We start from the raw sequence: 23,427 nt of genomic DNA, 5'->3' as shown, positions 1-23,427 counted from the left end.
TTTTCGGACAACCGACAGGAACTATGGAAAAGACCAAAGTGCTGAGGATCGCCGCCATCGTTGCGGCCGTTCTCATTGCCATCTACACCCTCTCCGTGCTCACGGATAGCAGCCGTGGATTCGCAGATGTGGAAACCTCCGTGGCGATGAAGCAGCTCGAGGACAAAAACGTCTCCGAGGTGCAGATCAACGACCGCGAGCAGCAGCTGCAGATGAAGCTCAAGGAGCCCATCAACGTAGAGGGTAAGGATGGCGTGGAGCAAGTCATCTCCAGCTACCCAGCGCGCGCGAGCGAGAGCATCTTTGATGCGGTCAAGGGTTCCGAAGCCGAAAAGTTCGATACCAAGGTGACCCAGGACAGCTTCCTCGGCTCGCTGCTGGTAATGATCCTGCCGCTGTTGCTGGTGATGGGACTGCTGTTCTTCCTCATGTCACGTATGGGTGGCGGTGGCATGGGTGGAGCCCTGGGCATGGGCAAGTCCCGCCACAAGGAGCTGAACAAGGACAACCCGGACACCACGTTTGATGACGTGGCCGGTGCCGATGAGGCAGTGGAAGAGCTGGACGAGATCCGCGATTTCCTCTCCAACCCGCAGCGATATGAAGAACTGGGCGCGAAGATCCCCCGCGGTGTGCTGCTCTACGGTCCTCCCGGTACCGGTAAGACTCTGCTGGCCCGCGCCGTAGCTGGTGAGGCTGGCGTGCCTTTCTACACCATCTCCGGCTCTGACTTCGTGGAGATGTTCGTGGGCGTGGGTGCCTCCCGCGTGCGCGACCTGTTCAAGCAGGCCAAGGAAAACTCTCCCTGCATCATCTTCGTGGATGAGATCGACGCAGTCGGTCGCCAACGTGGCTCCGGCATGGGCGGCGGTCACGACGAGCGCGAGCAGACCCTGAACCAGTTGTTGGTGGAGATGGATGGATTCGGTGACCGCGAGGGCGTGATTCTCATGGCAGCCACCAACCGTCCAGACATCCTGGATCCAGCGTTGCTGCGCCCGGGCCGTTTCGACCGACAGATCCCCGTGACCAACCCGGATCTCTCCGGCCGCGAGCAGATCCTGCGCGTGCACTCCAAGGGCAAGCCCCTGGGACACGACGTAGACCTGGCTTCCCTGGCCAAGCGCACCGCTGGCATGTCCGGCGCAGACCTAGAAAACGTGTTGAATGAAGCCGCTTTGCTGACCGCTCGCGTGGACGGAAACGTGATCACCGGTGACGCGCTGGAAGAGGCCACCGACCGCGTGATCGGTGGACCACGACGCTCCACCAAGATCATCTCCGAGCAGGAGAAGAAGATCACCGCCTACCACGAGGGTGGACACACCTTGGCAGCGTGGGCGCTGAAGGACATTGACCGCGTGTACAAGGTCACCATCCTGGCGCGCGGCCGTACCGGTGGGCATGCACTGACCGTCCCCGAAGACGACAAGGGCATGTACAACCGCTCCGAACTTTTCGCTCGTTTGGTGTTCGCCATGGGTGGCCGTGCCGCTGAAGAGCTGGTGTTCGGTAGCCCCACCACCGGCGCATCGGCCGATATCGAGATGGCCACCAACACCGCTCGCGGCATGGTCATGGAACTGGGCATGAGCCCCAAGATCGGTGCCGTGAAGTACGGCACTGATGAGGGAGATCCGTTCCGCGCCCAAGCCGGCGGAGGAGGCGGCGAATCCCGCCCCAGCCAGGAAGTAGCAGCGCTGATCGATAACGAAGTGCGCATGCTCATGGACAAGGCACAGGCAACCGCCTACCGCATCCTGCGCGATAACCGAGCCTACCTGGACACCCTCGCGGAAAAGCTGCTGGAGAAGGAGACGCTGCGCCGCCCGGATCTGGAAGCCATCTTCGAAGGCATTGAGCTGGAAGAGATCACGGACGTGTTCCCAATGCAGGACCTGGACCGCCCGCAGGATCACCGCGAACCGGTGAAAACCCCCGTGGAGCTGGCCCGCGAACGTGGCGAAGAACCGCCCAAGCGCAACGATTACTTCTCCGCGGCTCGGCGTGCCCGTATTGAACGACGCAAGGCTGAGCAGCAAAAGCAGCTCAACGAAGCCAAGCAGGTGGAGAATTCTGGCCAAGACCACGTGTGGGGTGGCCAAGGTCCGGGGCAGGCAAATGGCCGCGGACCGGTGACTGGACATGTGAACGGTGGTGGGCCGATCAACGGTGCTGCGCTGGGGAACGGTCCTGCAGCTCCCGAGCACAAGGCGATCCCCGTGAGTGAGCAGCGCGGTTTCCGCTTGCCGGAGCATGAGCAGCCGGAGAATGTGCGTAACGAGCAGGCGCGCGATGCGCAGGTTCGTGACGCGCAGGTTCGTGGCGAACAGGTTCGCAATGACCAGCCAGGTAATACGAACGCTCGCCGCGATGGATCGTGGCCGCGCCAGGCATTCCCGTGGGATTCGCGCCAGGGAAACCGGCCGCAGAATGACGACGCCCAGAACAACCGCGCCCAGAACAATGGCGGACCCAGCAACGGTGCGCACAACAACGAGGTGCGTACCGAGCGCGAGCTAGGCAACGAAGACCAGCCACGCGGCAAGCACCAGAAGCCGGAGAACGAGGATAACTAGTGGCTGAGAATCGGAAATTTGACCAAGCTCGCGCGGAAGCCGCCATCCGGGAATTGCTCTACGCGGTCGGGGAGGACCCAGACCGCGAAGGACTGCAAGAAACCCCTTCCCGCGTGGCACGTGCCTACGAGGAAATTTTTGCGGGTCTCTATGACGACCCCACTGAGGTGCTGAACAAGACCTTCAGCGAGGAGCACTCGGAGCTGGTCATGGTGCGCGACATCCCGTTTTATTCCACTTGTGAGCACCACTTGGTGCCATTCTTTGGCAACGCGCACATTGGATACATCCCCGGGGAAGATGGAAAAGTCACGGGACTTTCCAAGCTCGCCCGGTTGGTCGATGGGCTGGCCAAACGCCCGCAGGTTCAGGAACGCCTCACCACTCAGGTGGCACAAGCGCTGGTGGAGAAGCTAAACCCAGCCGGTGTGATCGTGGTTATCGAAGCCGAGCACCTGTGCATGGCAATGCGGGGCATCCGCAAGCCAGGCGCGAGCACCATCACTTCTGCAGTGCGCGGTGTGCTGGAATCCAGCGTGGCCTCCCGCGCCGAAGCATTCGCTCTGATTAAGGGTGGACAGTGAGCAACCCGTTGATGGCTAGCGGTTCTGACGCTGGATTGGGAGCTGGTGCCGGTGCTGTGTCCGGAGTAGACGCTGTTGCAGATGCTGTTGCAGGCACGGGAGCAGGTACCGGGGCCGGGGCTGCCACTGGCGGAGCAACGCTGCCGGGTGTACCCCGCAGAACTTTGGTGATGGGCATTCTGAACGTCACGGAAGATTCCTTCTCTGACGGTGGATCCAACCCGGATACCGAGACGGCCGTGAAGAATGCCCTGCGGATGATTGAGCAGGGCGCGGATATCATCGATATCGGTGGAGAATCCACCCGCCCGGGGGCCACCCGCATTCAGGCCCGGCAAGAAGAGCAGCGCGTGGTCTCCGTGATCGCAGAGCTCCGAGACCACCCGGCAGTCAGTGGAAATAACATCCTGCTCAGCGTGGACACCATGCGGGCCAGTACCGCGCGGGCCGCGGTTGAGGCCGGGGCGCACATCATCAATGATGTCTCCGGTGGGCTGGCCGATGAGGAGATGCTGGAAGTCGCGGCACAAACTGGAGCATTGCTGTGTCTCATGCACTGGAAAACCCCCGAGGGAACCCCGGAATTCACCGGTGCCCAGGGAGCCGCAGACCATGGGGATGATGTAGTCGCCCACGTGCAGGAATGGCTGCAAGATCGCGCAGATGAAGCCCTGGCGGCCGGGATCGCGCCGGAAAACCTGATCCTGGATCCGGGCATCGGGTTTGCCAAAACTCCCGAGGAGAATTGGACCCTGCTGGGTGCCACCAAGCAGTTCACAGGCATGGGATTTCCCGTGCTCATCGGCGCTTCCCGCAAGCGCTTCCTCGCGGCCCTGCACCCTCGTGAAGATGGCCAGCCATCCTCCCCGCGCGAAGCCGATGAAGCCACCGCAGCACTGTCCGCCCTGAGCGCCCAGGCTGGTGCGTGGGCAGTGCGCGTCCATGATGTCGCAGCCTCCCGGGCAGCGGTTGATGTGGCGTACGCGGTGGCGTCGGGAACAGGGGAACACATTGCTGAGGATTGGCGAAACCGGCTCCACACACAGTAAGTTTCGCCCGTACCCCCACCACCTTGAGGAGACCTTCATGGCTGACCGCATTGAGCTCATCGGCTTGGAAGCTTACGGCTACCACGGCGTGTTTGAGCACGAGAAGAAAGCCGGCCAGAAGTTCCTGGTGGACATGGTGGTGTGGACAGATTTCGCCCACGCAGCCAGCACCGATGCCATCACGGACACCATTTCCTACGTGGATCTGGCCAACATCGCGGTGGAGCTGGTGCAGGGTCCGGGGCATGATCTCATTGAGACTCTGGCTGCGCAGATCGCCGATCGTGTGATCCAGCTCCCTGGTGCAATGGCCACCGAAATCACTGTGCACAAGCCGCACGCGCCGATCGAATTCCCCTTCGCCGATGTGCGCGTGGTGGCGCGGCGTTCACACAAGAGCAGGTAGGCGCGCATGCTGGCGTTTATCGGGCTGGGCAGCAACATGGCGGGCGACGCACAAAGCGTCACCGACCAGCTGGTTTATGCCGCTGAAGAGATCGAACGCACGGGTGCGGGGCGTATCGTGGAACGCTCCCGCATTTTCGCCACCCCGCCGTGGGGTGTGCTGGAACAGGACGACTTCCGCAACGCCGTCATCGCCGTGGACACCGAGCTCGCACCGCTGGATTTCCTCCACGCCTGCCAGACAATCGAGCACTCCGCCCACCGCACCCGCGAGGTCCGTTGGGGCCCGCGGACATTGGACCTGGATGTGCTGGCTCTCTTTTCTTTTCTTTCCGACGCCACCTATCACCCCATCACCTCAGACGGGCAGTGGGGTAAAGAGCTGACGGTGCCGCACCCCTACGCTCATCAGCGCGGGTTTGTGCTGGTGCCGTGGGCGGATCTCTCGCTCGCGCGAGCCGAGGGCGTGCTGATCAACGGAAACAGCGTGGATCATTGGCTGGGGGAGCTGGCCAAGAGCGCGCCTGAGGAAGTGGCCGGGGTGCAACCGGTGAGCGCCGGGGAAGCTGCCCAATGGAACGGGCGCGGTTAGTGTCCTCCGTTAGGCTGAGATCATGAACGAGATGCGACCCACCCCACCCAGCTCGCTGCTCTTGGCAGCGGGGATTGCCTTGGCGATCGGATGGATGACCACGTGGGCGTTTTATCGCAATTTCCCGCCGATCAACCTGGTGGCCAGTGTTTTCCTGTTTGTGCTGGCCATTGCGTGCGTGGTGCTGGGGCGGATTGTGCGCAAGCGTATTGCGGACGGGGAGATCGGGCATGACCGTTCCCAGTTGAGCCCGGTGACCGCTGCGCAATGGATGCTGTTTGGTCAGTCCGTGGCGTGGATCGGCGCCGTGCTGAGTGGCGCATATGCGGGAATTTCCATCCACGTGCTGTTGAACGCGGGCGAGCTGCAGGCGGCCGCTAACGATGTGCCGGGAGCCCTGGCCGGAGTAGTGGGAGGGGCCGCAGCCGCCATTGCGGGGAGTTGGCTGGAGCGCGGATGCCAGGCTCCTCCGGCGGATTCTCTCAACGCAGCGATGAGTACCGAGTAAATCTAAATCCCGGAAGACGGGCGTTCCGGAGCCTTCCACAGGTAGTGGGCAGGTATGCTGAGCCCATGAGTTTCCAGCCTCAACCTCAGCATGATCTTCAGACCGCGTCCGATGGGCACGGTAGGCACGAAGGTGGCACCCGCTTGCCGCAGAGCCGCAGCGAGAGCGCAGATGCAGGTGGCGGGCTGTCCAAGCTGCTCATGGCTGCACTCATCGCCCTTGCCTTGGTGGCCAGCCTGCTGATGCTTTTCTTGGACTCTGACCTGTGGCTCAAGATTGCCGTCATCGCCGCACTGTGGGCTGCATTCCTCGGAGCTGTGTTGGTGAACCGCTACTCCAGCGCACTGTCCGCCGAACGCCAGCGGATTGATCAGCTGGAGCGCAGCCATGATTCAGAGCTGCGCCGCGAGCAGTCCGAACACCGCCAGCGCGAGGCAGAACTGGAATCCTCCTACGCGCAGCAAATGCGTGAGCAGCGCGATGCCCACCTGGAGCAGTTGCGCCACGAGCTGGCCGTGATGCGCCAGCAGCTCAGCTCCATGACCGGCCGGGATTATGAAACCGAGCAGGCCTCCGTGCACGCTCGCTCCGAGCGCGTGCGCGAGCTGTCCAATGGTTCTCCTTCCGCTGCCTCTGAGGCACCGCGCGCATGGCAGCAGCCACAGAGCCAGCCTGCCGCCGCTCGCTCCGCGCAGTCCATGCCTTCGCAGTCCGCGACATCTCAGCCGGCAGCGAAGCCAGCACCTGCCCAATCCACCAACGCGCAACCCGCAAACAATGGATTCGCAGCCAACAAACCGACTACCCAGAGTGGCGAGTGCGTGGCGTCGAAAACCCCGAATGCACACCGGAAGCCAACCCCAGCTTTCTCCACGGGATCTTTCGCTGCCGTGCGCTGGGATGGCCAGGATACGAAGGAAACCACGCAGCTTCCGCTGGTCGTGGACACCACCGCCATGGATGAAGAGCCACAGCGCACGCGCAAGCCAGAGGCGCCGGTTGCTGCCGCGCCGAAGCACGACAAGCCAGTCACCGGTGGGCGCAGGCGTAAGCCGGACGTGGAGCCGCAGGAAGAATCGCATGCTGGTCGACGCCGCGCCGATGAGTCTGGGGGGCTCACCGTGGCCGAGCTGATGGCCAAGTTCAAGAAGGACTAGCAGCTCAACAAGCAGATGGTAGATATGCAAAAACCTCGGCTGTCCGTGGGAATCATCAGCGGTGGGGCCGTGGGGACGGCTGTGGCAGAGCGATTGGCTGCTGCCGGTCATATGATTCATGGGATCGTGGCACGTAGTGATCGCTCGCAGAGGCGGGTTCAGGAGCGCCTGCCGGGCACCAGAATTCTGTCATTGGAAGAGGCTGCGCAGGCTGCGCTGGTGATTATCGCCGTGCCGGATACGCAGCTGGCCGAGGTGATTCGGCAGGTGGCGGGCATTACCCGCGATGGGCAGATCGTGGCCCACACGTCCGGAGCGCACGGCTGCGAGATTCTGCAGCCGATCACGGATACCGGGGCGGTGCCCTTGGCGCTGCATCCGGTGATGACGTTCAGTGGTCTGGCTGCGGATAACGAGAACCTGCAGGGTTGCGCGTGGGGCGTCACTGCGGACTCGGAGACCGGCGAGGTCATTGCGGAACTGCTGGTCAGCTCCATGGAGGGCGTGCCAGTGCGCGTGCCGGAGGAGAATCGCCCGGCGTACCATGCAGCCATCGCGCACGCGGCCAATCACGTGGTCACGCTGCTCTCCAGCGCGCAGCAGATGCTGGACGCGGCACTCGCGGAACCAGGCCAAGCCATCGCCCTACCTACTCCTGAGTCCGCCACGTTGCTGCGGGGCATCGTGCCCGTGGCGGTGGATCGAGCGCTGAGCCAACGCATGACGGGGCTCACCGGGCCGGTCGCCCGCGATGATGCCCAAGCCGTGAGGCGACACATCGATGCCCTGGAAGAACTGCAAAGTGCTTCACCCGTGGCCAATTACACCGGCGCCTATATCTCCATGGCAGAGCGCACAGCACAGATGCTGCATGCCATTGAGGTAGAGCGGATGCTGGGAGAATTGGATCAGCGACTACGCTAGCCTGCATGGAAAACACTCCTTCCACGCAATCAGGTAACTCCCAGCAGGGTTCTTTCACGCCCGGCCAGGCCACGATCTACAACACCATCGAAGAGATCGGCACGCTTACCCGCGCCATGCGCAAGGTGGGCCGTCCCGTGGCACTCGTGCCGACAATGGGTGCCCTGCACGAGGGACACCTATCCCTGGTCAAGGCCGCACAGCGCCTGCCACGGGCTCTCGTGGTGGTGAGCATTTTTGTGAACCCGCTGCAGTTCGCCGAGGGTGAGGACCTGGATGCTTACCCGCGGACGCTCGAAGCTGATGTGCAGAAATTGCGAGCAGCAGGAGTGGATGCGGTCTTCGCACCAAACGCCCGGGAGATGTACCCCAACGGCCCTCGGACCACCGTGCAGCCGGGGCCAATCGGCCGCATTTTGGAAGGCGCTTTCCGCCCGACGCATTTCGCTGGTGTGCTGACCGTAGTGAACAAGCTGTTCCAGATCACCCATTGCGACCACGCCTTCTTTGGAGAGAAGGATTACCAGCAGCTCATGGTGATTCAGCAAATGGTGAACGACCTGAACATGGGCGTGACCGTGCATGGTGTGCCGATTGTGCGACAGCAGGACGGCCTGGCGCTGAGCTCGCGGAACCAGTACTTGTCGGCGGAGGATCGGGAACTGGCACTGACACTTTCCGCAGCGCTGACCGCTGGCGCGTTTGTGGCTGAGGACGGTGCGCAGAAGGTGCTGGAGACAGCACGCGGGATCATCGACGCGGTGCCGGAGATTGAGGTGGACTACCTAGAGCTGCGTGGCGCTGACCTAGGCGAAGCCCCGGAGAGGGGTGACGCACGGCTGCTAGTCGCGGCACGCGTGGGCTCAACGCGGTTGATTGATAACGTGAGCCTGCCGCTGGGGATTGGGTTTAAGAATATTGAGGGCGAGGGCTAGGGGCGATCGGGATCGCTTGGAAACCTCAAAGTTCCCAAACGGTTGACGCGTGACGGAGTCGATGAATGCTGGTGTATCTCTGCTTACGAACGTAGGCGGATGATTTACCATCGCGGGAGTTTTGCAAGGGCTCTTTAAGTCTGACATGGGCCGGATCAGTGGGTCTGGATAGTAAAAATATTTGATATGTGCCGTGTCTAAATCCGTTTTGTAATCCTTGTTCCATGACGGCACCGAGTTTCCTCTCTGTGCGATCTGTGCTTGTTTTTAGGCGGTCTGCTTCAGACTGATTCCAAGTGATATTGTCATGTCTCGATTTGATCTTGGGGACATCCTGTTTTACTTCTTGATTAGCGTAGAAAGCAATGTGCTGGACGTCTTGGAAGTACCGCCCAGGTTGGCAAACGTAAGCAAAAGCTTGTTCGTAGAATTCCCAAGCTTGAGCCGCAGGCACTACCACGGTGTCCGTGTTTGAAATTGGTTTAGTCGAACCGATTTGTTGTGTTCTGTCTACGGATTGCATCCAGGTTGCCGCGTCTGTGCTGATGAGATGAGCAAGCCGGAAAACGGCGTCCATTTCGAAGGCGACATCAACATGCAATAGAGAATCATGATGAGCAACTCTATTGCGAAATTTTCTGATCTGTTCAACAAGTACTGAAACGTCTTTCCGCAAGCCAGATCCATGTGGAAATGCATGATGCAGCGTTTGACGCCACAGTTCTTCGTGCTTGGCTCCCAACCATCCTGACCAAAAACCAAAGGTTAGTCCTGCGACGATTTGATCCCTTGTCTCGCGATGTAGAGCCCTTAACCTGATTCGAACTTTCTCGATCTCAGTTTCTTGTGCGGAGATGAATGGTGGTAGAAGGAACCATGGGATGCCGTTCGCCTATTCGCGAACGAATCTTGCAAATTGTTTGTCTATTGCATGGCGGAGAAGTACTTCCAGGTGAGCAAGTTGCTCGAGCGAAGCTCCTGCCATTCGAGCATTCCATGAGTAAAGCTCAAGGGCTAATTCCTCGTCTCCATTAGCTTCGAGCAGGTAGGGGTCTAGACGAGGTGAGGGAAAAGCAGTCAATACTTGGTTTGGGTTGAGACGATCTCCTTGGTCATCCACATTGAAGATGCTAGTCTGTGGATGAACGCCCCGCGTTGCCTCTACTTCAGTAAGCAGCCGGGGCTCTTTCATGCCTAGGGATCTTGCCTGAATTGTTGAGGGTAGGAGACGTTCCAGCAGATCAGTGTGATCAGTACTCACAAAGGCAGCTGTCTGTTTGCCTACGTCATGGCTGGGCCAGTGGAGCAGGGGAAGATCTCGCTCATGCGTTGGAGCGGATTAGGGCGCTGAACCTGCTCTTACCTAAGGTTTTGGAATGCTACCGTGGGTTGCCACAACCACATTCTCTGGGTGATCTAACTCACCTCAATAAAAGGTGTATCTGACTTACATCTTTAACTGGAAGGACATAGGCTGAAGTCATGCACTTGACCACCTTTGCTGATCTTGGACTCCGGTCCATGATGATCTTGGGGGACTTGCCGGAAGGCGAGCGCCTCACGATCGGCAAATTGGCAGAGGCCACAAATGCTTCGGAGAACCATTTGGCGCGCGTGATTGCCAAGCTGGCTGACCTGGGGTTTGTGACTTCCATTCGTGGAAGAAATGGTGGAGTGCATCTGCCGGACACCGCCCGTGGGGCGAGCGTGGGGCAGATCCTCAGGAAACTAGAAGGCCCTGGTGAAGTGGTGGATTGCGAAGGTGGTAAGCCGTGTCCGTTGGCTAGTCGTCAATGCGCGCTGCGTCACCGCCTGGCACAAGCCAAGGAAGCCTTCTTTGTGGAATTGGATGGTGACACCATCGAGGATCTGATTCGCGCAACCCGAGCAGCCCAAACTCGCACTGAGGAAACCCGCGGTTCCTCTGCTCCTCTCGGCGTGCCGATTGTACGAACGTCTTAGGGTTGAACTCCTAGACTTCGCGAATAGCCCGCCAGGGGAGCTGAACACGGAAAGAACAAGAACATGTTCATTGATCAAGCTCCGCAAACCAGCCGCACTGCACTCTCCGAATCCAACGCAGAAATCATCCGCCAGACCCTGCCCGTTATCGGCGCGAACATTAACAACATCACCCCGATCTTCTACAACAAGATGTTCACCAACCACCCAGAGCTCATCGCGGATACCTTCAACCGCGGTAACCAGCGCTCCGGCGAGCAGCAGAAGGCCCTGGCGGCATCCATCGCCACCTTCGCTGCCATGCTCGTTGATGAGAACGCGCCGGATCCAGTGGAGATGCTCTCCCGCATCGGCCACAAGCACGTATCCCTGGGTATCACCGCTGATCAGTACCAGATTGTGCACGATAACCTCTTCGCCGCCATCGTCGAGGTTCTCGGCGATGCCATCACCCCAGAGGTCGCAGGCGCTTGGGATGAGGTCTACTGGCTCATGGCCAAGGTGCTGGTTGACTTCGAAAATGATCTCTACGCTTCTGCCGGTGTGGAGCCCGGTGACGTGTTCGTCAAGGCTGAGCTCACCGAGCGCACCCAGCTGAGCCCCAAGGTCACCCAGTACACGTTTGCCGCCGAGGGCTTCGCAGACACCCGCCCCGGCCAGTACACCTCCATTGGCGTCAAGCTTCCCGATGGTGCCCGCCAGCTGCGCCAGTACTCCCTCATCAGCACCGATGAGAAGTCCTTCTCCATCGCCGTGCAGCAGGACGGCGAGGTCTCCAACTTCCTCCTGGAGTCCGTGAACCCAGGCGATACCGTGGACGCCACCCTTCCTGCCGGCGACCTGGTCCTCACCGACAGCTCCGCACCGCTCGTCCTGGTCAGCCAGGGCATCGGCTCCACCCCAATGACTGGCATGCTCTCTCACCTGGCCGCAACCAAGGACCAGGTTGCGCGTGACGTGGTGGTTCTTCATGCCGACGCCTCCCCTGAGGAATACGCCCAGCACGAAACCACCGAGCTTCTCGTCTCCGCTCTGGCAGAGAATGGCAACGCCACGCACATCGCTGCCTACCGGCAGGATAACGAGCAGCTTTCCCTGATCGAATTGCTGAACGACGGCAAGATCCCTGCGGGTGCGCAGTGGTTCCTCTGTGGTGGTAACGGATTCCTGCAGGACATTCGTGACCAGCTGGAGGCAGGCAAGCAGGATCTGGTTCCTACCAGCATCCACTTCGAGCTCTTCAGCCCTAACGATTGGTTGATCAACTAGCGCTAGATTTTCGCTAGTGCTGGGTGACGGTGGGTTTCGCCAATCCGGGCGATGGCGGACTCAAATGGTCATGGGAACAGCCACGGAGTAAGGTATTGCGACGTGTTGCGCACCATGCTGAAATCCAAAATCCACCGGGCCACCGTCACCCAGGCGGATCTCCACTATGTGGGCTCCTGCACCATTGATGCTGACCTCATGGAGGCCGCGGATCTGCTCGAGGGGGAGCAGATAGACATCGTGGATGTCAACAACGGCAATCGCCTGACCACCTACGTGATCACCGGCGAGCGGGGAACCGGTGTCATCGGCATCAATGGCGCCGCCGCGCGCCTGATCAGCCCGGGCGACCTGGTGATCATCATCGGTTATGCCCAGTTCACCCCAGAAGACCTGCAGGATTATCACTCCAGTGTCATCTTCGTGGATGAGAACAACAAGCAGGTAGAAGCTGGCGAAGATCCAGCGCACGCTCCGGAAGGCTCCGGGTTACTCAATCCGCGGCACTCTGACCCAGAGATCTAAACTCCCGCCACCCGCGACGGTCAGGGGCTGTCTTGGCATGCAGTATCCTTAACAACCGTGACTGACGCATCAAATACCCCCAGCAAGGATTCCGCAAACGACCTGCCAGAACAGCTGCGCATCCGCCGAGAAAAGCGCGCGCGCATTCTCGAGTCTGGGCGGGATGCCTATCCGGTAGAAGTACCACGCACGCACACCCTCGCGGAGATTCGCGCTGGGTGGCAGGTGGTGAAGCCGGAAGATGCTGAGGCTGGCGTCGAAAATAAGGACACGGAAAACACAGACGGCGTAATTACCCTGGCGCCAGGGGAAGAAACCGACACCGTGGTGGGCGTGGCCGGTCGCGTGATGTTTATCCGCAACACCGGCAAGCTGGCTTTCGCCACGCTGCAGGAAGGCGATGGTACGTCGCTGCAGGTCATGCTGTCTCTGGCTGCTGTTGGTGAAGACGCGCTGGCCGAGTGGAAGGCCGATGTGGACATGGGAGACATGGTTTTCGTGGAAGGCCGAGTCATCTCCTCCAAGCGCGGTGAGCTTTCCGTGATGGCGAATCGCTGGTTCATGACCTCCAAGTCCCTGCGCCCACTGCCTGTGGCGCACAAGGAGATGAGTGAAGACACGCGCGTTCGTCACCGCTACACGGACCTGATCATGCGCGAGCAGGCCCGCGAGAATGCGATGACCCGCATCAAGGTGATGCGTTCCCTGCGTAACTTCCTGGAGTCCCGCGGGTTCCTGGAGGTGGAAACCCCGATGCTGCAGACTCTGCACGGTGGCGCCGCGGCGCGTCCTTTCGAGACCCATTCCAACGCGCTGGATATCGACCTCTACCTGCGTATTGCTCCTGAGCTTTTCCTGAAGCGTTGCGTGGTGGGTGGCATTGATCGCGTGTTTGAGGTCAACCGCAACTTCCGCAACGAGGGCGTGGATTCCTCCCACAGCCCGGAGTTCGCGATGCTGGAGACCTACCAGGCCTACGGCACCTACGATGACGGCGCGAAGCTGCACCAGGATCTGGTGCAATACGTGGCCAAGGACGTTTTCGGCTCCACCACGGTGACCCTGGCCGATGGCACGGAGTATGACCTCGGTGGCGAATGGAAGTCCATCGAGATGTACCCATCGCTGAACGAGGCGCTGCAGAAGAAGTTCCCCGGTCAGCCGGAAGTGACCACGGAATCCACCGTGGAAGAACTGAAGGAAATCGCCAACGTGATCGGCCTATCTGTGCCTGCCAAGGGTGGATGGGGCCACGGCAAGCTGGTGGAAGAGATCTGGGAGCTGCTGTGTGAAGATCAGCTGGAAGGCCCCATCTTCGTGCGCGATTTCCCAGTGGAGACTTCTCCGCTGACCCGTGATCACCGCAGCAAGGCCGGGGTCACCGAGAAGTGGGACCTGTACGTGCGCGGCTTTGAGCTCTCCACGGGATACTCCGAGCTGATTGACCCAGTGATCCAGCGCGAGCGTTTCGAGGATCAGGCGCGTCTGGCAGCCGGTGGCGATGATGAAGCCATGGTTTTGGATGAGGACTTCCTGGCCGCGATGGAACAGGGCATGCCGCCAACCTCCGGAACGGGCATGGGCGTGGATCGTTTGCTCATGGCCCTCACCGGCCTGGGTATCCGCGAGACAATTTTGTTCCCGATGGTGCGTCCAGAGCGGGAAAGTTAACAACACACTGACCCGCGCCGTGTGGCGCTAATCACGCTGGAGAACGTTACGTGCTTCTCGCGTGCAGCACCCCGGTGCTAACCCCCGTTTTGAGCAAAGACTCTGCTCAGCGGGGGGATTTGCTTTGTCACAGGAAAACAAGAATGGGGAAGTGCTTATCTGATGTCCTCGCCTAGTTTATGCTTGATACATATGTATTCGCGCAGTTCCAGTTTTGTGAGTGAGCCTGAGCAAGACTCCACAAACAAGAATCTGCGCGGATGGCAGATAGCTCTGAAGAAAACATAAAGAGAAGAACCATTGAAAGGTGGCCGCACAGCATGAGCGACCGTAATCGACGGAACGATTCGACTCCCGGCCTGAATAACATCAAGCGGGATGCAATCGGAACCGCAATGCGTTACCTCACTCGCTTTACCGGATCTGACCTCGCTGACAAGTACGGCTTGGGACCCAAGGTTGATCGCGTGGCGTACGAATCCACGAGGACCGGAATGCGCACCCTGGGTGCCGCAAACCGTCAGTTTAAGAAGATCACCGGCTCCGGTAAGCCCGTTCGTCTGCCAGCGCAGACCACGGACGAGAACAACGAGCCAACCCCAACTGATGCACCTCAGCCAGGCAAGGCACCATTTGACCTGACCCCAACTGAGGATCAGGAAATGATCGTCCAGGCCGTGCGCGAGTTCGCTGAAGAGCGCCTGCGCCCAGTGGCTTCCGAGTGCAACGAGGCTGCCAAGCCAGCTGAGGGCCTCATGGACACCGCAGCTGAGCTGGGTGTGACCCTGGTTAACCTTCCTGAAGAGTACGAAGGCATCGCTACCGCCTCCGGTGCCACCACCGGCGCACTGATCGCCGAGGCTCTGGCTTACGGCGACATGGGCCTGGCCGTGGCAATCCTGGCTCCAGCCGGTGTTGCCAACGTCATCACCAACTACGGTGACGATGCACAGCAGAAGACCTACCTGCCATCCTTCGCCGGTGAGACCGTTCCCGCAGCAGCTGTTGTGGTGTCCGAGTCCCGCCCACTGTTCGACCCATTCGTCCTGCAGACCTCCGCGAAGCGCGATGGCGATTCCATCGTGATCAACGGTGTGAAGACCATGGTGCCAAACGCTGGAGAAGCCGAGCTGTTCGTTGTAGCAGTGGAGCTGGACGGTGTGAACACCTTCGCCATCGTGGAATCTGACACCGACGGCGTGGTTGTGGAAGCCGATCCTTCCATGGGCCTGCGTGGCGCTGCCTTGGGCCGCCTGCTGCTCAAGGACGTGCGCATCCCCGCTGCCAACCTGCTGGGTGGCGCTGACCTGGGTGAGACCGAGCGTGCCGATGAGTACGCAGAGATCATCCGCCGCGCTCGCCTGGGCTGGGCCGCACTGGCCATGGGCACCGGCGAGGCCGTGCTGGAATACACCAAGAGCTACGTCAACGAGCGCGAAGCTTTCGGCGAGCCAATCTCCCACCGCCAGGCAGTGGCCTTCATGGTGGCAAACATCCGCATCGAGCTAGACGGCCTGCGCCTGCTGGTTCTGCGCGGCGTTTCCCGCCTGGATCAGGGCCTGTCCTTCCACCGCGAGGCTGGACTGGCACGCCGCTACGCATCCGATAAGGGCATGATCTTCGGCCTGGACGGTGTGCAGCTGCTCGGTGGCCACGGCTACACCAAGGAACACCCTGTCGAGCGCTGGTACCGCGATCTGCGAGCCGTTGGCATCGCAGAGGGCGTTGTGGTTCTCTAACCCGCTAACTCAAGTCAATTCACTAAGACGATCCGTTAAGAGGAAACATTCATGATTAATCTGGAACTTCCCAAGCGTCTGAAAGCGGGAGTTAACCAAGCTCACCAGGCAGCCGCAGAAATCTTCCGCCCTATATCCCGCAAGTACGACCTCGGCGAGCACGAGCGTCCCGTAGAGCTGGACACCATGGCCTCCCTCGTTGAGGGAATGGCAGATGCAGGCCAGTCCATGGCCGGTGCTTCCGGTGGACGCGCCGATGCCAAGAAGAAGCCACAAGAAGGCGTGAAGAACGGTGGCAACATGGCCTCCGTGCTCAACGTCATCGAAACCTGCTGGGGCGACGTGGGACTTACCCTGTCCATCCCTTACCAGGGTCTGGGCAACGCAGCCGTAGCCGCAGTGGCAAACGACGAGCAGCTCGAGCGTTTCGGCAAGATCTGGGCAGCAATGGCCATCACCGAGCCACAGTTCGGTTCTGACTCCGCAGCCGTGGCCGCCACCGCAAAGCTGGATGGCGATGAGTACGTGCTCAACGGCGAGAAGATTTTCGTCACCGCCGGTGAGCGCTGCACCCACGTTGTGGTCTGGGCTTCCGTGGACAAGTCCGCAGGCCGCGCAGCCATCAAGTCCTTCGTGGTTCCTCGCGACACCCCAGGCTTCGAACTGGTTCGCCTGGAGCACAAGCTGGGCATCCGCTCCTCCGATACCGCGCACTTCATCCTGGATAACGCGCGTATCCCGAAGGAGAACCTGTTGGGCTCCCCAGAGGTAGACACCAAGAAGGGCTTCGGTGGCGTGATGGCCACCTTCGACAACACCCGCCCCATGGTTGCTGCCATGGCCGTTGGTGTGGCTCGTGCCTCCCTGGAGAAGCTCCGCGAAATCCTGACCGACGCCGGCATCGAGATCGACTACGACGGCGCTGCATGGACCCAGTCCGCAGCTGCTGCCGAGTACATCCGCCTGGAGTCCGATTGGGAAGCTGCTTACCTGATGACCCTCCGCGCAGCGTGGATGGCCGATAACAAGCAGCCAAACTCCAAGGAAGCTTCCGAGTGCAAGGCAAAGGCCGGCCGCATGGCTACCGACCTGACCCTGCGCGCCGTGGAGCTGGCCGGTGCTTACGGCTACTCCGAGCGCGACCTGCTGGAAAAGTGGGCACGCGACTCCAAGATCCTGGACATCTTCGAAGGCACCCAGCAGATCCAGCAGCTCATCGTGGCTCGCCGCGTGCTGGGCCTGTCTTCTGCACAGCTGAAGTAATCCCAGCTGCGCAAAGTTGCGCCAGTTTTGATTTAGCTTCATAGTTTCACCCGTTTCACCAGCTACAAGCCGCCTAGGAAAACTCCCCGGGCGGCTTCGCTGTTTCTCCCCTCAGGTCGCACCCGGGACCTGAAATGGGGTTTCATGCCTCCTGCAAAATATCGGACTATGGTGGTTCAACATGCTCGCTCGTAATGGTTTCTCCACCACCTCCAGCTTCTTGGAGCTCACCGGCCACACGCCGCTCGTGGAACTGCATCATCTACTGCCGAAAACTAACCTGCGCATCCTGGCCAAACTCGAACAGTTCAACCCTGGAGGCTCGGCGAAGGATCGCACCGCCAACGCGCTGATTGAACAGGCGCTTGTGGAAGGGAAGATCCCCTCCGAAGGTCCGGTGCACCTGGTGGAATCCAGCTCTGGAAACCTCGGTGTGGCCCTAGCCCGGCAGGCCGTGACCCGAGGGTGGCGGTTTACCTGCGTGGTGGACCCCCGGACCAACCACACCACCTTGGCCACCATGCGCGCCCTCGGCGCCACCATTGATTACGTGGAACAGCCGGATCCAGAGACGGGTGACTGGCTGGTCGCTCGGCAGCGTCGGGTCGCGGAGCTGATTAGCTCTGACGAGGGCGCGATCAACCTGGATCAGTACAGCAACCGCGCGGCGTTCTTGGCACATGACCAGGGAACCATGAGCGAGATCATCCAACAATTGGGTCACGCCCCGGACGCTCTCCTGGTGGCGATGAGCACCACGGGAACGATTGGCGGATGTTTGAGGTGTGTGCGTCGAGAAGAGGCAAAAACCCTGGTGATCGGCGTGGATTCTCTGGGATCCGTGTTGTTCGGCGGGCAGCGCGGGCAGCGTTTGCTTCCCGGCTATGGGGCGGGTGCGGTGCCTGATCTTTCGGCCGACGCCACCCCTGACCGAGTAATCCGTGTCGCCGACCAGAAGGCGGTGATCGGGGCGCGCGCGCTCACTCGTGCCGAAGCCATTCTTCCCGGGGCTTCCGGGGGAGCCGTGATGGCAGCTCTGAAGGAGAATGCCGCGGAGCTGGAGCAGCAATTGGGCGCTGGTGCCACCGTGGTGGTGATTTTGCACGACGCAGGAACTGCCTACCTGGACACCGTCTACAGCGATGAATGGGTGGAGAATACCTTCGGGATGAGCGCGGAGGATTGCGAGCGCGAGGTGCGCGAATGGGGCAAGTGAAAACTGCGCCGGTGAGGCTGGGCATTATCGGCGGTGGGCCGCGCGCGCTCTGGGCAGTGGAGGAACTAGCCAAGGCGCACGCTGAGGTGGAGATTGATGTGTGGGAGCCCGAACCTCATTGCGGGGCAGGGCGCGTCTACCGGCTGGAGCAGCCGGATTATTGGCTGATGAACCTGCGTGGTTCGGGAATTTCCACTGCCATGGGAAACTTTGCCGAGTGTCATCCGGAGGCTGGTGATTTTCCACCCCGCGCTGAAGTTGGAGGGTTCCTGCAGGCCTGGTGGGAGTGGCTGCTGGAGCGTTTACCGGAGACGATGAAAGTGCGGCACGTGCAGGAGCGTGTGCAGGATGTGCGCCTGGTTTCTGGACGCTGGCAGGTCACGGGGGATTCGCGGGAGACTTATGACGAGGTCTTGGTCACCGCGGGGCATGCGCAAGCCTGGCCCGGAGCTCTGAGTGGCCCGCGAGTGATCGATGATCTCTCGCAGATCCCCGTCGGGGCGCATGTGGGCGTGCGCGGTACCGCGCTGACGTTTATCGACGTGATGCTGGAACTGACCGTGGGGCGCGGGGGAACGGTCCAGCGGGGTGGGGATATTCCCGAGTATCTACCCAGTGGTGCGGAGCCGGTGCTGCATCCGGTTAACCGTTCTGGGCGGTTCATGGAGGTCAAGCCTGTTCCTGGCTCGGCCTTGGATGGGGTGCAGTTGCCAGAGGAGGATTATGGGCGCGCCATTCTTGCATGCCAGAGCGTGTCCGAGCTGGAGAATGTGTTGGTAGAGGCAGCGCGGGACCTGCTGCGTACGGCGGGAGCGAGCGTGCCGGCGGCGGATTTGCAGGCGGAAATTCGGGGCGAGAACCGCATGGAGGATCCCCTGGCTGATCTGCGCCGAAGCTATGACGTGGCCATCGGCAAGCAGCCGCCCGGGGCACCCTGGGGGATCGGCGAAGCGTGGCGCAGGCTTTACCCCTGGATCGTGGAACGTGCCAGCTTCTCCGGGCGCGATGATCTGCCTGGGTTTTCCCGTTTGTCCCACACCATGGAGCGCGTGGCGTTTGGACCACCAGCGGAGACATCAGGCGTGATCCTGGCCGTGGCTCAGGCCGGTTTGCTCCGCGTTGATGGGCTGGGGAAACCGGGTCGCATCAATGATTGGCTAGAGCCCGAATCCGCAGAGGTCATCGGTGTGGTGGATGCCACCATTGCACCACCGGGAGTGGTACCTGGGACGGTGGTGGATCAGCTGGTCCAGCAGGGTTATGCGCAGATCAGGCGCGGTGCGGACGGCACCGGCCGCGGACTAGCTGTGGAGAAAGACGGCGCCGTTCCCGGAACCCCTGGCTTGAGCGTGATCGGGCGAGATACGGAAGACACTGTCCTGGGGCTGGATACACTCAGCAGAACACTGCACCACACCATCCCGGACTGGGCAGAACACTTCATTGCTCGGCATCAGCAAGACCACATTAACACTTAAAAACCGCCACACCTCCCGAAAGAGTGAAACAACCATGACCCATCCTTTGCCCGTGCACGGAACCCCGTCCCTGACCGCTCGCTTGGAGCCGTGGATGGACACCTTGTTGGCAGACCCTGTGCAGTGCGAGGATCTGCTGCGCACGTACGCCTCACCCGTCAACGTGGTGTATCCCGCCGTGCTGCCCCGCAATGCCCAGGAACTGGTGGATGCCGGAGCGCGCAATGGGGTGCAGGTGCGAGTGTTCTTCGCCCGCAAGGCAAACAAATCATTGGGGTTCGTGGAAGCTGCCAAGAATGCAGGACACGGCATTGACGTGGCCAGCGAGCGGGAGCTCCGCCAGGTGCTGGAGCAGGGAGTTCCTGCGGAAAGCATCATCCTCAGTGCCGCGGTGAAGCCGGATGCTTTGCTGGAATTCGCCATCGCGCAGGGAGTCACCATCTCCGTGGATTCCTTGGGGGAGTTGCAGCGGATCGCCAAGGCTGCGGAGTATCTGAGCGATGCAACGCACACGGTGCAGGCGCACGTGGCGCCGCGTATTGCCCCGGATCCAGAGCGTTTGCCACCCACTCGCTTCGGTGAAGTGGCAGGTGAGTGGGTCAGGGGTGGCGTCGGAAAACAGAACGAGCACCTGGACGTGGTGGGAGTGCATGCCCACCTGCATGGCTACGCGGAGGCTGATCGGCGGGCGGTGCTGACGGATTGCCTGCAGGTGGTGGACGCGCTGCGAGAGGCGGGGCATACCCCGCGCTTCGTGGATCTGGGTGGGGGAGTGCCGATGAGCTATCTGGATGATGCTCAGGAATGGAAAGAGTTCACTGAGCAGCGCGAACGGCGTGCGCAGGGCGAGGAAAGCACGCTGCATTCCTGGAAGAATCACCCGCTGAGCAACACTTATCCCTTCCACCAATCGCCCACGCGGGGGGTGTGGCTGGAGCAGGTGCTGCAAGGGGAGATTCCCGGATACGGCACCACTGCTGAGGCGCTACGTGATCGGGGTCTGGCCCTGCACCTGGAGCCCGGGCGCAGCATCTTGGATGGCGGCGGGGTGATCCTGGCGCGGGTGGCGTTCGTGAAGAAGCGCAGCGATGGGGTGGATCTGGTGGGGCTGGAGATGAACCGCACGCAGTGTAAAACCACGTCAGATGATATTTTGCTGGATCCACTGCTGGTGCCTAGCGCATCTGAATCGTCCGCCGGGCAGGATAATCAGGCCGCGCAACAGCGCGAGAAAACCCGCGGGCTGCAGGCCTACCTGGTGGGTGCGTATTGCATCGAGGATGAGGTGATCATTTGGCGGCGGATGACATTCCCGGAGGGAGTGGCAGTCGGGGATTGCATCGCCATCCCGAATACCGCGGGTTATTTCATGCACATCCTGGAGAGCGCTTCTCACCAGATCCCGCTGGCGCGCAATATCGTGTGCACCGCGCAGGATTCCGGGGAGCTGCACTTCCAGGAGGATCTCATCGATAGCTAGGGCAAACTAGCGCGAGCGAGCACCCAGCTAGTGCCCAGCTAGGGCAGGTTATTCCCCTGGCTGCGGCAGCTCGCGGGGAACCACCTTGCCCACCGCATTGCGGGGGAGCTTGTCCAAGAAAATGAAGTGACGCGGCACGTTGTGGCGGGCCAGCTTCTTCTTGGAGGCCGCGGTTGCGCGCTGGATGAACTCGTCCTTCTCGGAATCGCTGAGATCATCAGCCGTCTTGTCCTTGAGCACCACCCAGGCGCACAGCACCTGGCCGAACTTGTCATCCTCCACACCGCGCACGGCGGATTCGCTGACCTCTTCGAAGGTGTTGATCACGTCTTCCGTTTCCTGCGGGTACACGTTCTCACCACTGGAAACGATCATGTCATCGCTGCGCCCCGCGATGAACAGCAGGCCGTCCTTGTAGTAGCCCAGGTCGCCCGTGGCCACCATGTCATCCACGATGTCCTTGTCCGTGCCGGGGCGAGTGTAGCCCTCGAAGAGCATGTCATTCTTCACGAAGATCCGACCGATCTCATCTTCGGGCAGCACCTTGCCGTCGTCGCCAATGATCTTCAACGTGGTGGCCAGAGGTGGCTTGCCGGCGGTGCGTGGATGCTTGCGCATCTCCGCTGGCTGGGCGATGGATGCCCAGCTGACCTCGGTGGATCCGTAGAGGTTGTAGAGCACATCGCCGAACTTGTTGAAGGTGCGCTCCAACACCTTGGGTGGCAGTGCCTCGCCGGAAGTGGCGATGACCTTCACGTCGCTGCGGAAGCCCTCCGGAGTCTCATCGAGGACCCGGTTGAGCATGGTCGGCACGATGGCGATGGCATACGGCTGGTGCTTTTTGATCGCTGCCACAGTGGCTTCAGGCACGAACTTGCGCTGCATGATCATGGTGTTGCGCAGGGCCATGGCCAGCTGGATCTGTGCAAAGCCCCAGGTGTGGAACATCGGTGCCACGATGAACATCCCCGTGTGGTGGCGCAGCGGGATCCGGCTCATGATGCTGGAGGCCGGCAGGTAGGTCTTCGGCTCTGGTCGCTTGGCGCCCTTCGGCGTGCCGGTGGTGCCCGAGGTCAGGATGATGGTGCGGCCCTGACGAGGGAAACGCGGGAAAGTCTGCTTGGTCGGCGTGGTGCGCAGGATGTCGCGCAGGGAATCCCAGTCCTCGGAGCGTTGGGCGTGGTCATCGTCATCGAGTGCGTCTTGGATGTTCGACGCCCACTTGGCGTTTGCCTCCTGCTCTGGCGTGGTGCCCTGCGTATCGCCGAACTCCCAGGCCACGATGACTGGGCACTGGTTGAAATCGCGAGGCAGCAGGGGGATGAATTCTTCGTCGATGAACAGCATGTCCAGCTGCTGCTCGTTGATCACCGCGCGGGTCTGCTCGGCGGAAGCGCCGGTGTTCAGCAGCACGATGTCAGTACCCAAGCGACCGTGGGCACACAGAGCCATGATGAATCCGCGGTGGTTGCGGCACAGCACTCCGAGCTTCATGCGCTCGCGCACTCCGGCGCGGAAGAGGGCTGCGGCCAGGGTGTTGACCTGATCATTGAGCTCGGCATACGTCATTTCACCGGCATCATCGATGATCGCGGTGTGCTTGGGATCTCGGGCCGCGGCGATGGCCAGCAAGCCGGTGGGCAGGAAGCGCCACTGAGCGATTCCCTGTCCGACCTTCGGCAGCGCCAAAGGATTGATCACGCCGAGCACCCCTGAGCGGAACAGTGGTACCAACCCCTTGGCCAGATTTCCCGCCATGGAGGCGGAGTTATTGGCAATTTTGACGGCTGAGGGACGGGGCTGTGGAGACGCACTGCTCATAAATTGAAACATCCTCTGAAATGCGGGGGAAAAAGGGGGAATTACCTATATTTAGTGTTGTATATAAAAGGATAGAACAGCACCGGACAATTCGACAGAAAACCGCTCAGAAAGCACGCGAAAGTGCCCTGTTCGCTGAAGGCGTACAGCACACTTTACAAGTTACAAAAATGCGCTTGACCTCGGTTTTAGTCGATCGGAGAGGCGAAGGTTGGGTGGTTCCGCGCGGGTGCCGAGGGGCAAGTGGTGCCAACTGCTTAGGAGTGCCGT

The 23,427-nt window shown here is 60.9% G+C and carries 21 protein-coding genes; 18 read left to right on the top strand and 3 right to left on the bottom strand.

The window, feature by feature from the left end; genetic code table 11:
- Window positions 1–23: 23 nt before the first annotated feature.
- From ftsH to panC, 9 genes are all read left to right on the top strand, one after another.
- Entirely contained in the window at window positions 24–2,579 is a 2,556-nt protein-coding gene (gene ftsH, locus IRY30_RS08905) for an ATP-dependent zinc metalloprotease FtsH (protein ID WP_194557077.1), read from the top strand.
- A complete protein-coding gene (gene folE / locus IRY30_RS08900; RefSeq protein WP_194557076.1) occupies window positions 2,579–3,163 on the top strand; it encodes a GTP cyclohydrolase I FolE in 585 nt (194 codons plus the stop codon). Before ftsH ends, folE begins: the two co-directional genes overlap by 1 nt.
- Window positions 3,164–3,333: 170 nt before the next feature.
- Window positions 3,334–4,212 (top strand): dihydropteroate synthase, encoded by an 879-nt coding sequence (gene folP, locus IRY30_RS08895; RefSeq protein ID WP_228503424.1) that lies wholly within the window; start codon window positions 3,334–3,336, stop codon window positions 4,210–4,212.
- A 37-nt stretch (window positions 4,213–4,249) separates the two neighbouring features.
- Window positions 4,250–4,618 carry a dihydroneopterin aldolase gene (gene folB, locus IRY30_RS08890; RefSeq protein WP_194557075.1) on the top strand — a complete coding sequence of 123 codons (369 nt, stop codon included), beginning with the start codon at window positions 4,250–4,252 and terminating at the stop codon, window positions 4,616–4,618.
- 6 nt (window positions 4,619–4,624) lie between these two features.
- Window positions 4,625–5,209, top strand: coding sequence for a 2-amino-4-hydroxy-6-hydroxymethyldihydropteridine diphosphokinase (gene folK / locus IRY30_RS08885; protein WP_194557074.1), 585 nt, complete (start codon window positions 4,625–4,627; stop codon window positions 5,207–5,209).
- 22 nt (window positions 5,210–5,231) lie between these two features.
- Window positions 5,232–5,717 carry a DUF3180 domain-containing protein gene (locus IRY30_RS08880; RefSeq protein ID WP_194557073.1) on the top strand — a complete coding sequence of 162 codons (486 nt, stop codon included), beginning with the start codon at window positions 5,232–5,234 and terminating at the stop codon, window positions 5,715–5,717.
- 65 nt (window positions 5,718–5,782) lie between these two features.
- The gene (locus IRY30_RS08875; protein ID WP_194557072.1) at window positions 5,783–6,874 is read left to right on the top strand and encodes a DUF6779 domain-containing protein; all 1,092 of its coding nucleotides are present in this window, start codon (window positions 5,783–5,785) and stop codon (window positions 6,872–6,874) included.
- Window positions 6,875–6,898: 24 nt separating this feature from the next.
- Window positions 6,899–7,798 carry a Rossmann-like and DUF2520 domain-containing protein gene (locus IRY30_RS08870; RefSeq protein ID WP_309824377.1) on the top strand — a complete coding sequence of 300 codons (900 nt, stop codon included), beginning with the start codon at window positions 6,899–6,901 and terminating at the stop codon, window positions 7,796–7,798.
- Window positions 7,799–7,803: 5 nt separating this feature from the next.
- Window positions 7,804–8,733 carry a pantoate--beta-alanine ligase gene (panC, locus tag IRY30_RS08865; RefSeq protein WP_194557070.1) on the top strand — a complete coding sequence of 310 codons (930 nt, stop codon included), beginning with the start codon at window positions 7,804–7,806 and terminating at the stop codon, window positions 8,731–8,733.
- Window positions 8,734–8,758: 25 nt separating this feature from the next.
- Here the strand turns inward: panC and IRY30_RS08860 are convergent, their stop codons facing one another.
- Window positions 8,759–9,475 carry a hypothetical protein gene (locus IRY30_RS08860; RefSeq protein WP_194557069.1) on the bottom strand — a complete coding sequence of 239 codons (717 nt, stop codon included), beginning with the start codon at window positions 9,473–9,475 and terminating at the stop codon, window positions 8,759–8,761.
- Between the two features lie 150 nt (window positions 9,476–9,625).
- Window positions 9,626–9,853 (bottom strand): hypothetical protein, encoded by a 228-nt coding sequence (locus IRY30_RS08855; protein WP_194557068.1) that lies wholly within the window; start codon window positions 9,851–9,853, stop codon window positions 9,626–9,628.
- A 362-nt stretch (window positions 9,854–10,215) separates the two neighbouring features.
- Here IRY30_RS08855 and IRY30_RS08850 point away from each other — a divergent pair, with 362 nt between their 5' ends.
- The 9 genes from IRY30_RS08850 (at window position 10,216) to IRY30_RS08810 (ending at window position 21,336) form a co-directional block, all read left to right on the top strand.
- Window positions 10,216–10,695, top strand: a complete 480-nt coding sequence (locus tag IRY30_RS08850) for an RrF2 family transcriptional regulator (RefSeq protein WP_194557067.1) — start codon at window positions 10,216–10,218, stop codon at window positions 10,693–10,695.
- Between the two features lie 63 nt (window positions 10,696–10,758).
- Complete coding sequence (locus IRY30_RS08845; RefSeq protein ID WP_194557066.1) at window positions 10,759–11,964, top strand: globin domain-containing protein; 1,206 nt, start codon at window positions 10,759–10,761, stop codon at window positions 11,962–11,964.
- A 102-nt stretch (window positions 11,965–12,066) separates the two neighbouring features.
- Window positions 12,067–12,489 carry an aspartate 1-decarboxylase gene (gene panD / locus IRY30_RS08840; RefSeq protein WP_194557065.1) on the top strand — a complete coding sequence of 141 codons (423 nt, stop codon included), beginning with the start codon at window positions 12,067–12,069 and terminating at the stop codon, window positions 12,487–12,489.
- 57 nt (window positions 12,490–12,546) lie between these two features.
- A complete protein-coding gene (gene lysS / locus IRY30_RS08835) occupies window positions 12,547–14,160 on the top strand; it encodes a lysine--tRNA ligase (protein WP_194557064.1) in 1,614 nt (537 codons plus the stop codon).
- A gap of 320 nt (window positions 14,161–14,480) precedes the next feature.
- Complete coding sequence (locus tag IRY30_RS08830) at window positions 14,481–15,899, top strand: acyl-CoA dehydrogenase family protein (RefSeq protein WP_194557063.1); 1,419 nt, start codon at window positions 14,481–14,483, stop codon at window positions 15,897–15,899.
- A gap of 51 nt (window positions 15,900–15,950) precedes the next feature.
- Window positions 15,951–17,162 (top strand): acyl-CoA dehydrogenase family protein, encoded by a 1,212-nt coding sequence (locus IRY30_RS08825; protein ID WP_194557062.1) that lies wholly within the window; start codon window positions 15,951–15,953, stop codon window positions 17,160–17,162.
- A 181-nt stretch (window positions 17,163–17,343) separates the two neighbouring features.
- Window positions 17,344–18,378 carry a pyridoxal-phosphate dependent enzyme gene (locus tag IRY30_RS08820; protein ID WP_194557061.1) on the top strand — a complete coding sequence of 345 codons (1,035 nt, stop codon included), beginning with the start codon at window positions 17,344–17,346 and terminating at the stop codon, window positions 18,376–18,378.
- On the top strand, window positions 18,366–19,856 hold the full coding sequence (locus tag IRY30_RS08815) for an FAD/NAD(P)-binding protein (protein ID WP_194557060.1): 1,491 nt from the start codon (window positions 18,366–18,368) through the stop codon (window positions 19,854–19,856). Before IRY30_RS08820 ends, IRY30_RS08815 begins: the two co-directional genes overlap by 13 nt.
- A 34-nt stretch (window positions 19,857–19,890) precedes the next feature.
- Window positions 19,891–21,336 (top strand): alanine racemase, encoded by a 1,446-nt coding sequence (locus IRY30_RS08810; RefSeq protein WP_194557059.1) that lies wholly within the window; start codon window positions 19,891–19,893, stop codon window positions 21,334–21,336.
- Window positions 21,337–21,384: 48 nt separating this feature from the next.
- On the opposite strand, the gene IRY30_RS08805 is transcribed toward IRY30_RS08810, so the two are convergent.
- A complete protein-coding gene (locus IRY30_RS08805) occupies window positions 21,385–23,157 on the bottom strand; it encodes an AMP-binding protein (protein ID WP_194557058.1) in 1,773 nt (590 codons plus the stop codon).
- Window positions 23,158–23,427 lie beyond the last annotated feature (270 nt).

Origin of the sequence: Corynebacterium suicordis DSM 45110, assembly GCF_015351405.1 — a bacterium.
Classification (GTDB): Bacteria; Actinomycetota; Actinomycetes; order Mycobacteriales; family Mycobacteriaceae; genus Corynebacterium; species Corynebacterium suicordis.
This window is presented reverse-complemented; position numbering and strand designations above follow the sequence as displayed.

Bases quoted from the DNA above. Each gene is read 5' to 3' on its own strand.
- ftsH (WP_194557077.1), top strand. From the start codon at position 24: ATGGAAAAGACCAAAGTGCTGAGGATCGCCGCCATCGTTGCGGCCGTT.
- folP (WP_228503424.1), top strand. From the start codon at position 3,334: ATGGGCATTCTGAACGTCACGGAAGATTCCTTCTCTGACGGTGGATCC.
- folB (WP_194557075.1), top strand. From the start codon at position 4,250: ATGGCTGACCGCATTGAGCTCATCGGCTTGGAAGCTTACGGCTACCAC.
- folK (WP_194557074.1), top strand. From the start codon at position 4,625: ATGCTGGCGTTTATCGGGCTGGGCAGCAACATGGCGGGCGACGCACAA.
- IRY30_RS08880 (WP_194557073.1), top strand. From the start codon at position 5,232: ATGAACGAGATGCGACCCACCCCACCCAGCTCGCTGCTCTTGGCAGCG.
- IRY30_RS08875 (WP_194557072.1), top strand. From the start codon at position 5,783: ATGAGTTTCCAGCCTCAACCTCAGCATGATCTTCAGACCGCGTCCGAT.
- IRY30_RS08870 (WP_309824377.1), top strand. From the start codon at position 6,899: ATGCAAAAACCTCGGCTGTCCGTGGGAATCATCAGCGGTGGGGCCGTG.
- panC (WP_194557070.1), top strand. From the start codon at position 7,804: ATGGAAAACACTCCTTCCACGCAATCAGGTAACTCCCAGCAGGGTTCT.
- IRY30_RS08850 (WP_194557067.1), top strand. From the start codon at position 10,216: ATGCACTTGACCACCTTTGCTGATCTTGGACTCCGGTCCATGATGATC.
- IRY30_RS08845 (WP_194557066.1), top strand. From the start codon at position 10,759: ATGTTCATTGATCAAGCTCCGCAAACCAGCCGCACTGCACTCTCCGAA.
- IRY30_RS08830 (WP_194557063.1), top strand. From the start codon at position 14,481: ATGAGCGACCGTAATCGACGGAACGATTCGACTCCCGGCCTGAATAAC.
- IRY30_RS08825 (WP_194557062.1), top strand. From the start codon at position 15,951: ATGATTAATCTGGAACTTCCCAAGCGTCTGAAAGCGGGAGTTAACCAA.
- IRY30_RS08820 (WP_194557061.1), top strand. From the start codon at position 17,344: ATGCTCGCTCGTAATGGTTTCTCCACCACCTCCAGCTTCTTGGAGCTC.
- IRY30_RS08815 (WP_194557060.1), top strand. From the start codon at position 18,366: ATGGGGCAAGTGAAAACTGCGCCGGTGAGGCTGGGCATTATCGGCGGT.
- IRY30_RS08810 (WP_194557059.1), top strand. From the start codon at position 19,891: ATGACCCATCCTTTGCCCGTGCACGGAACCCCGTCCCTGACCGCTCGC.
- IRY30_RS08805 (WP_194557058.1), bottom strand. From the start codon at position 23,157: ATGAGCAGTGCGTCTCCACAGCCCCGTCCCTCAGCCGTCAAAATTGCC.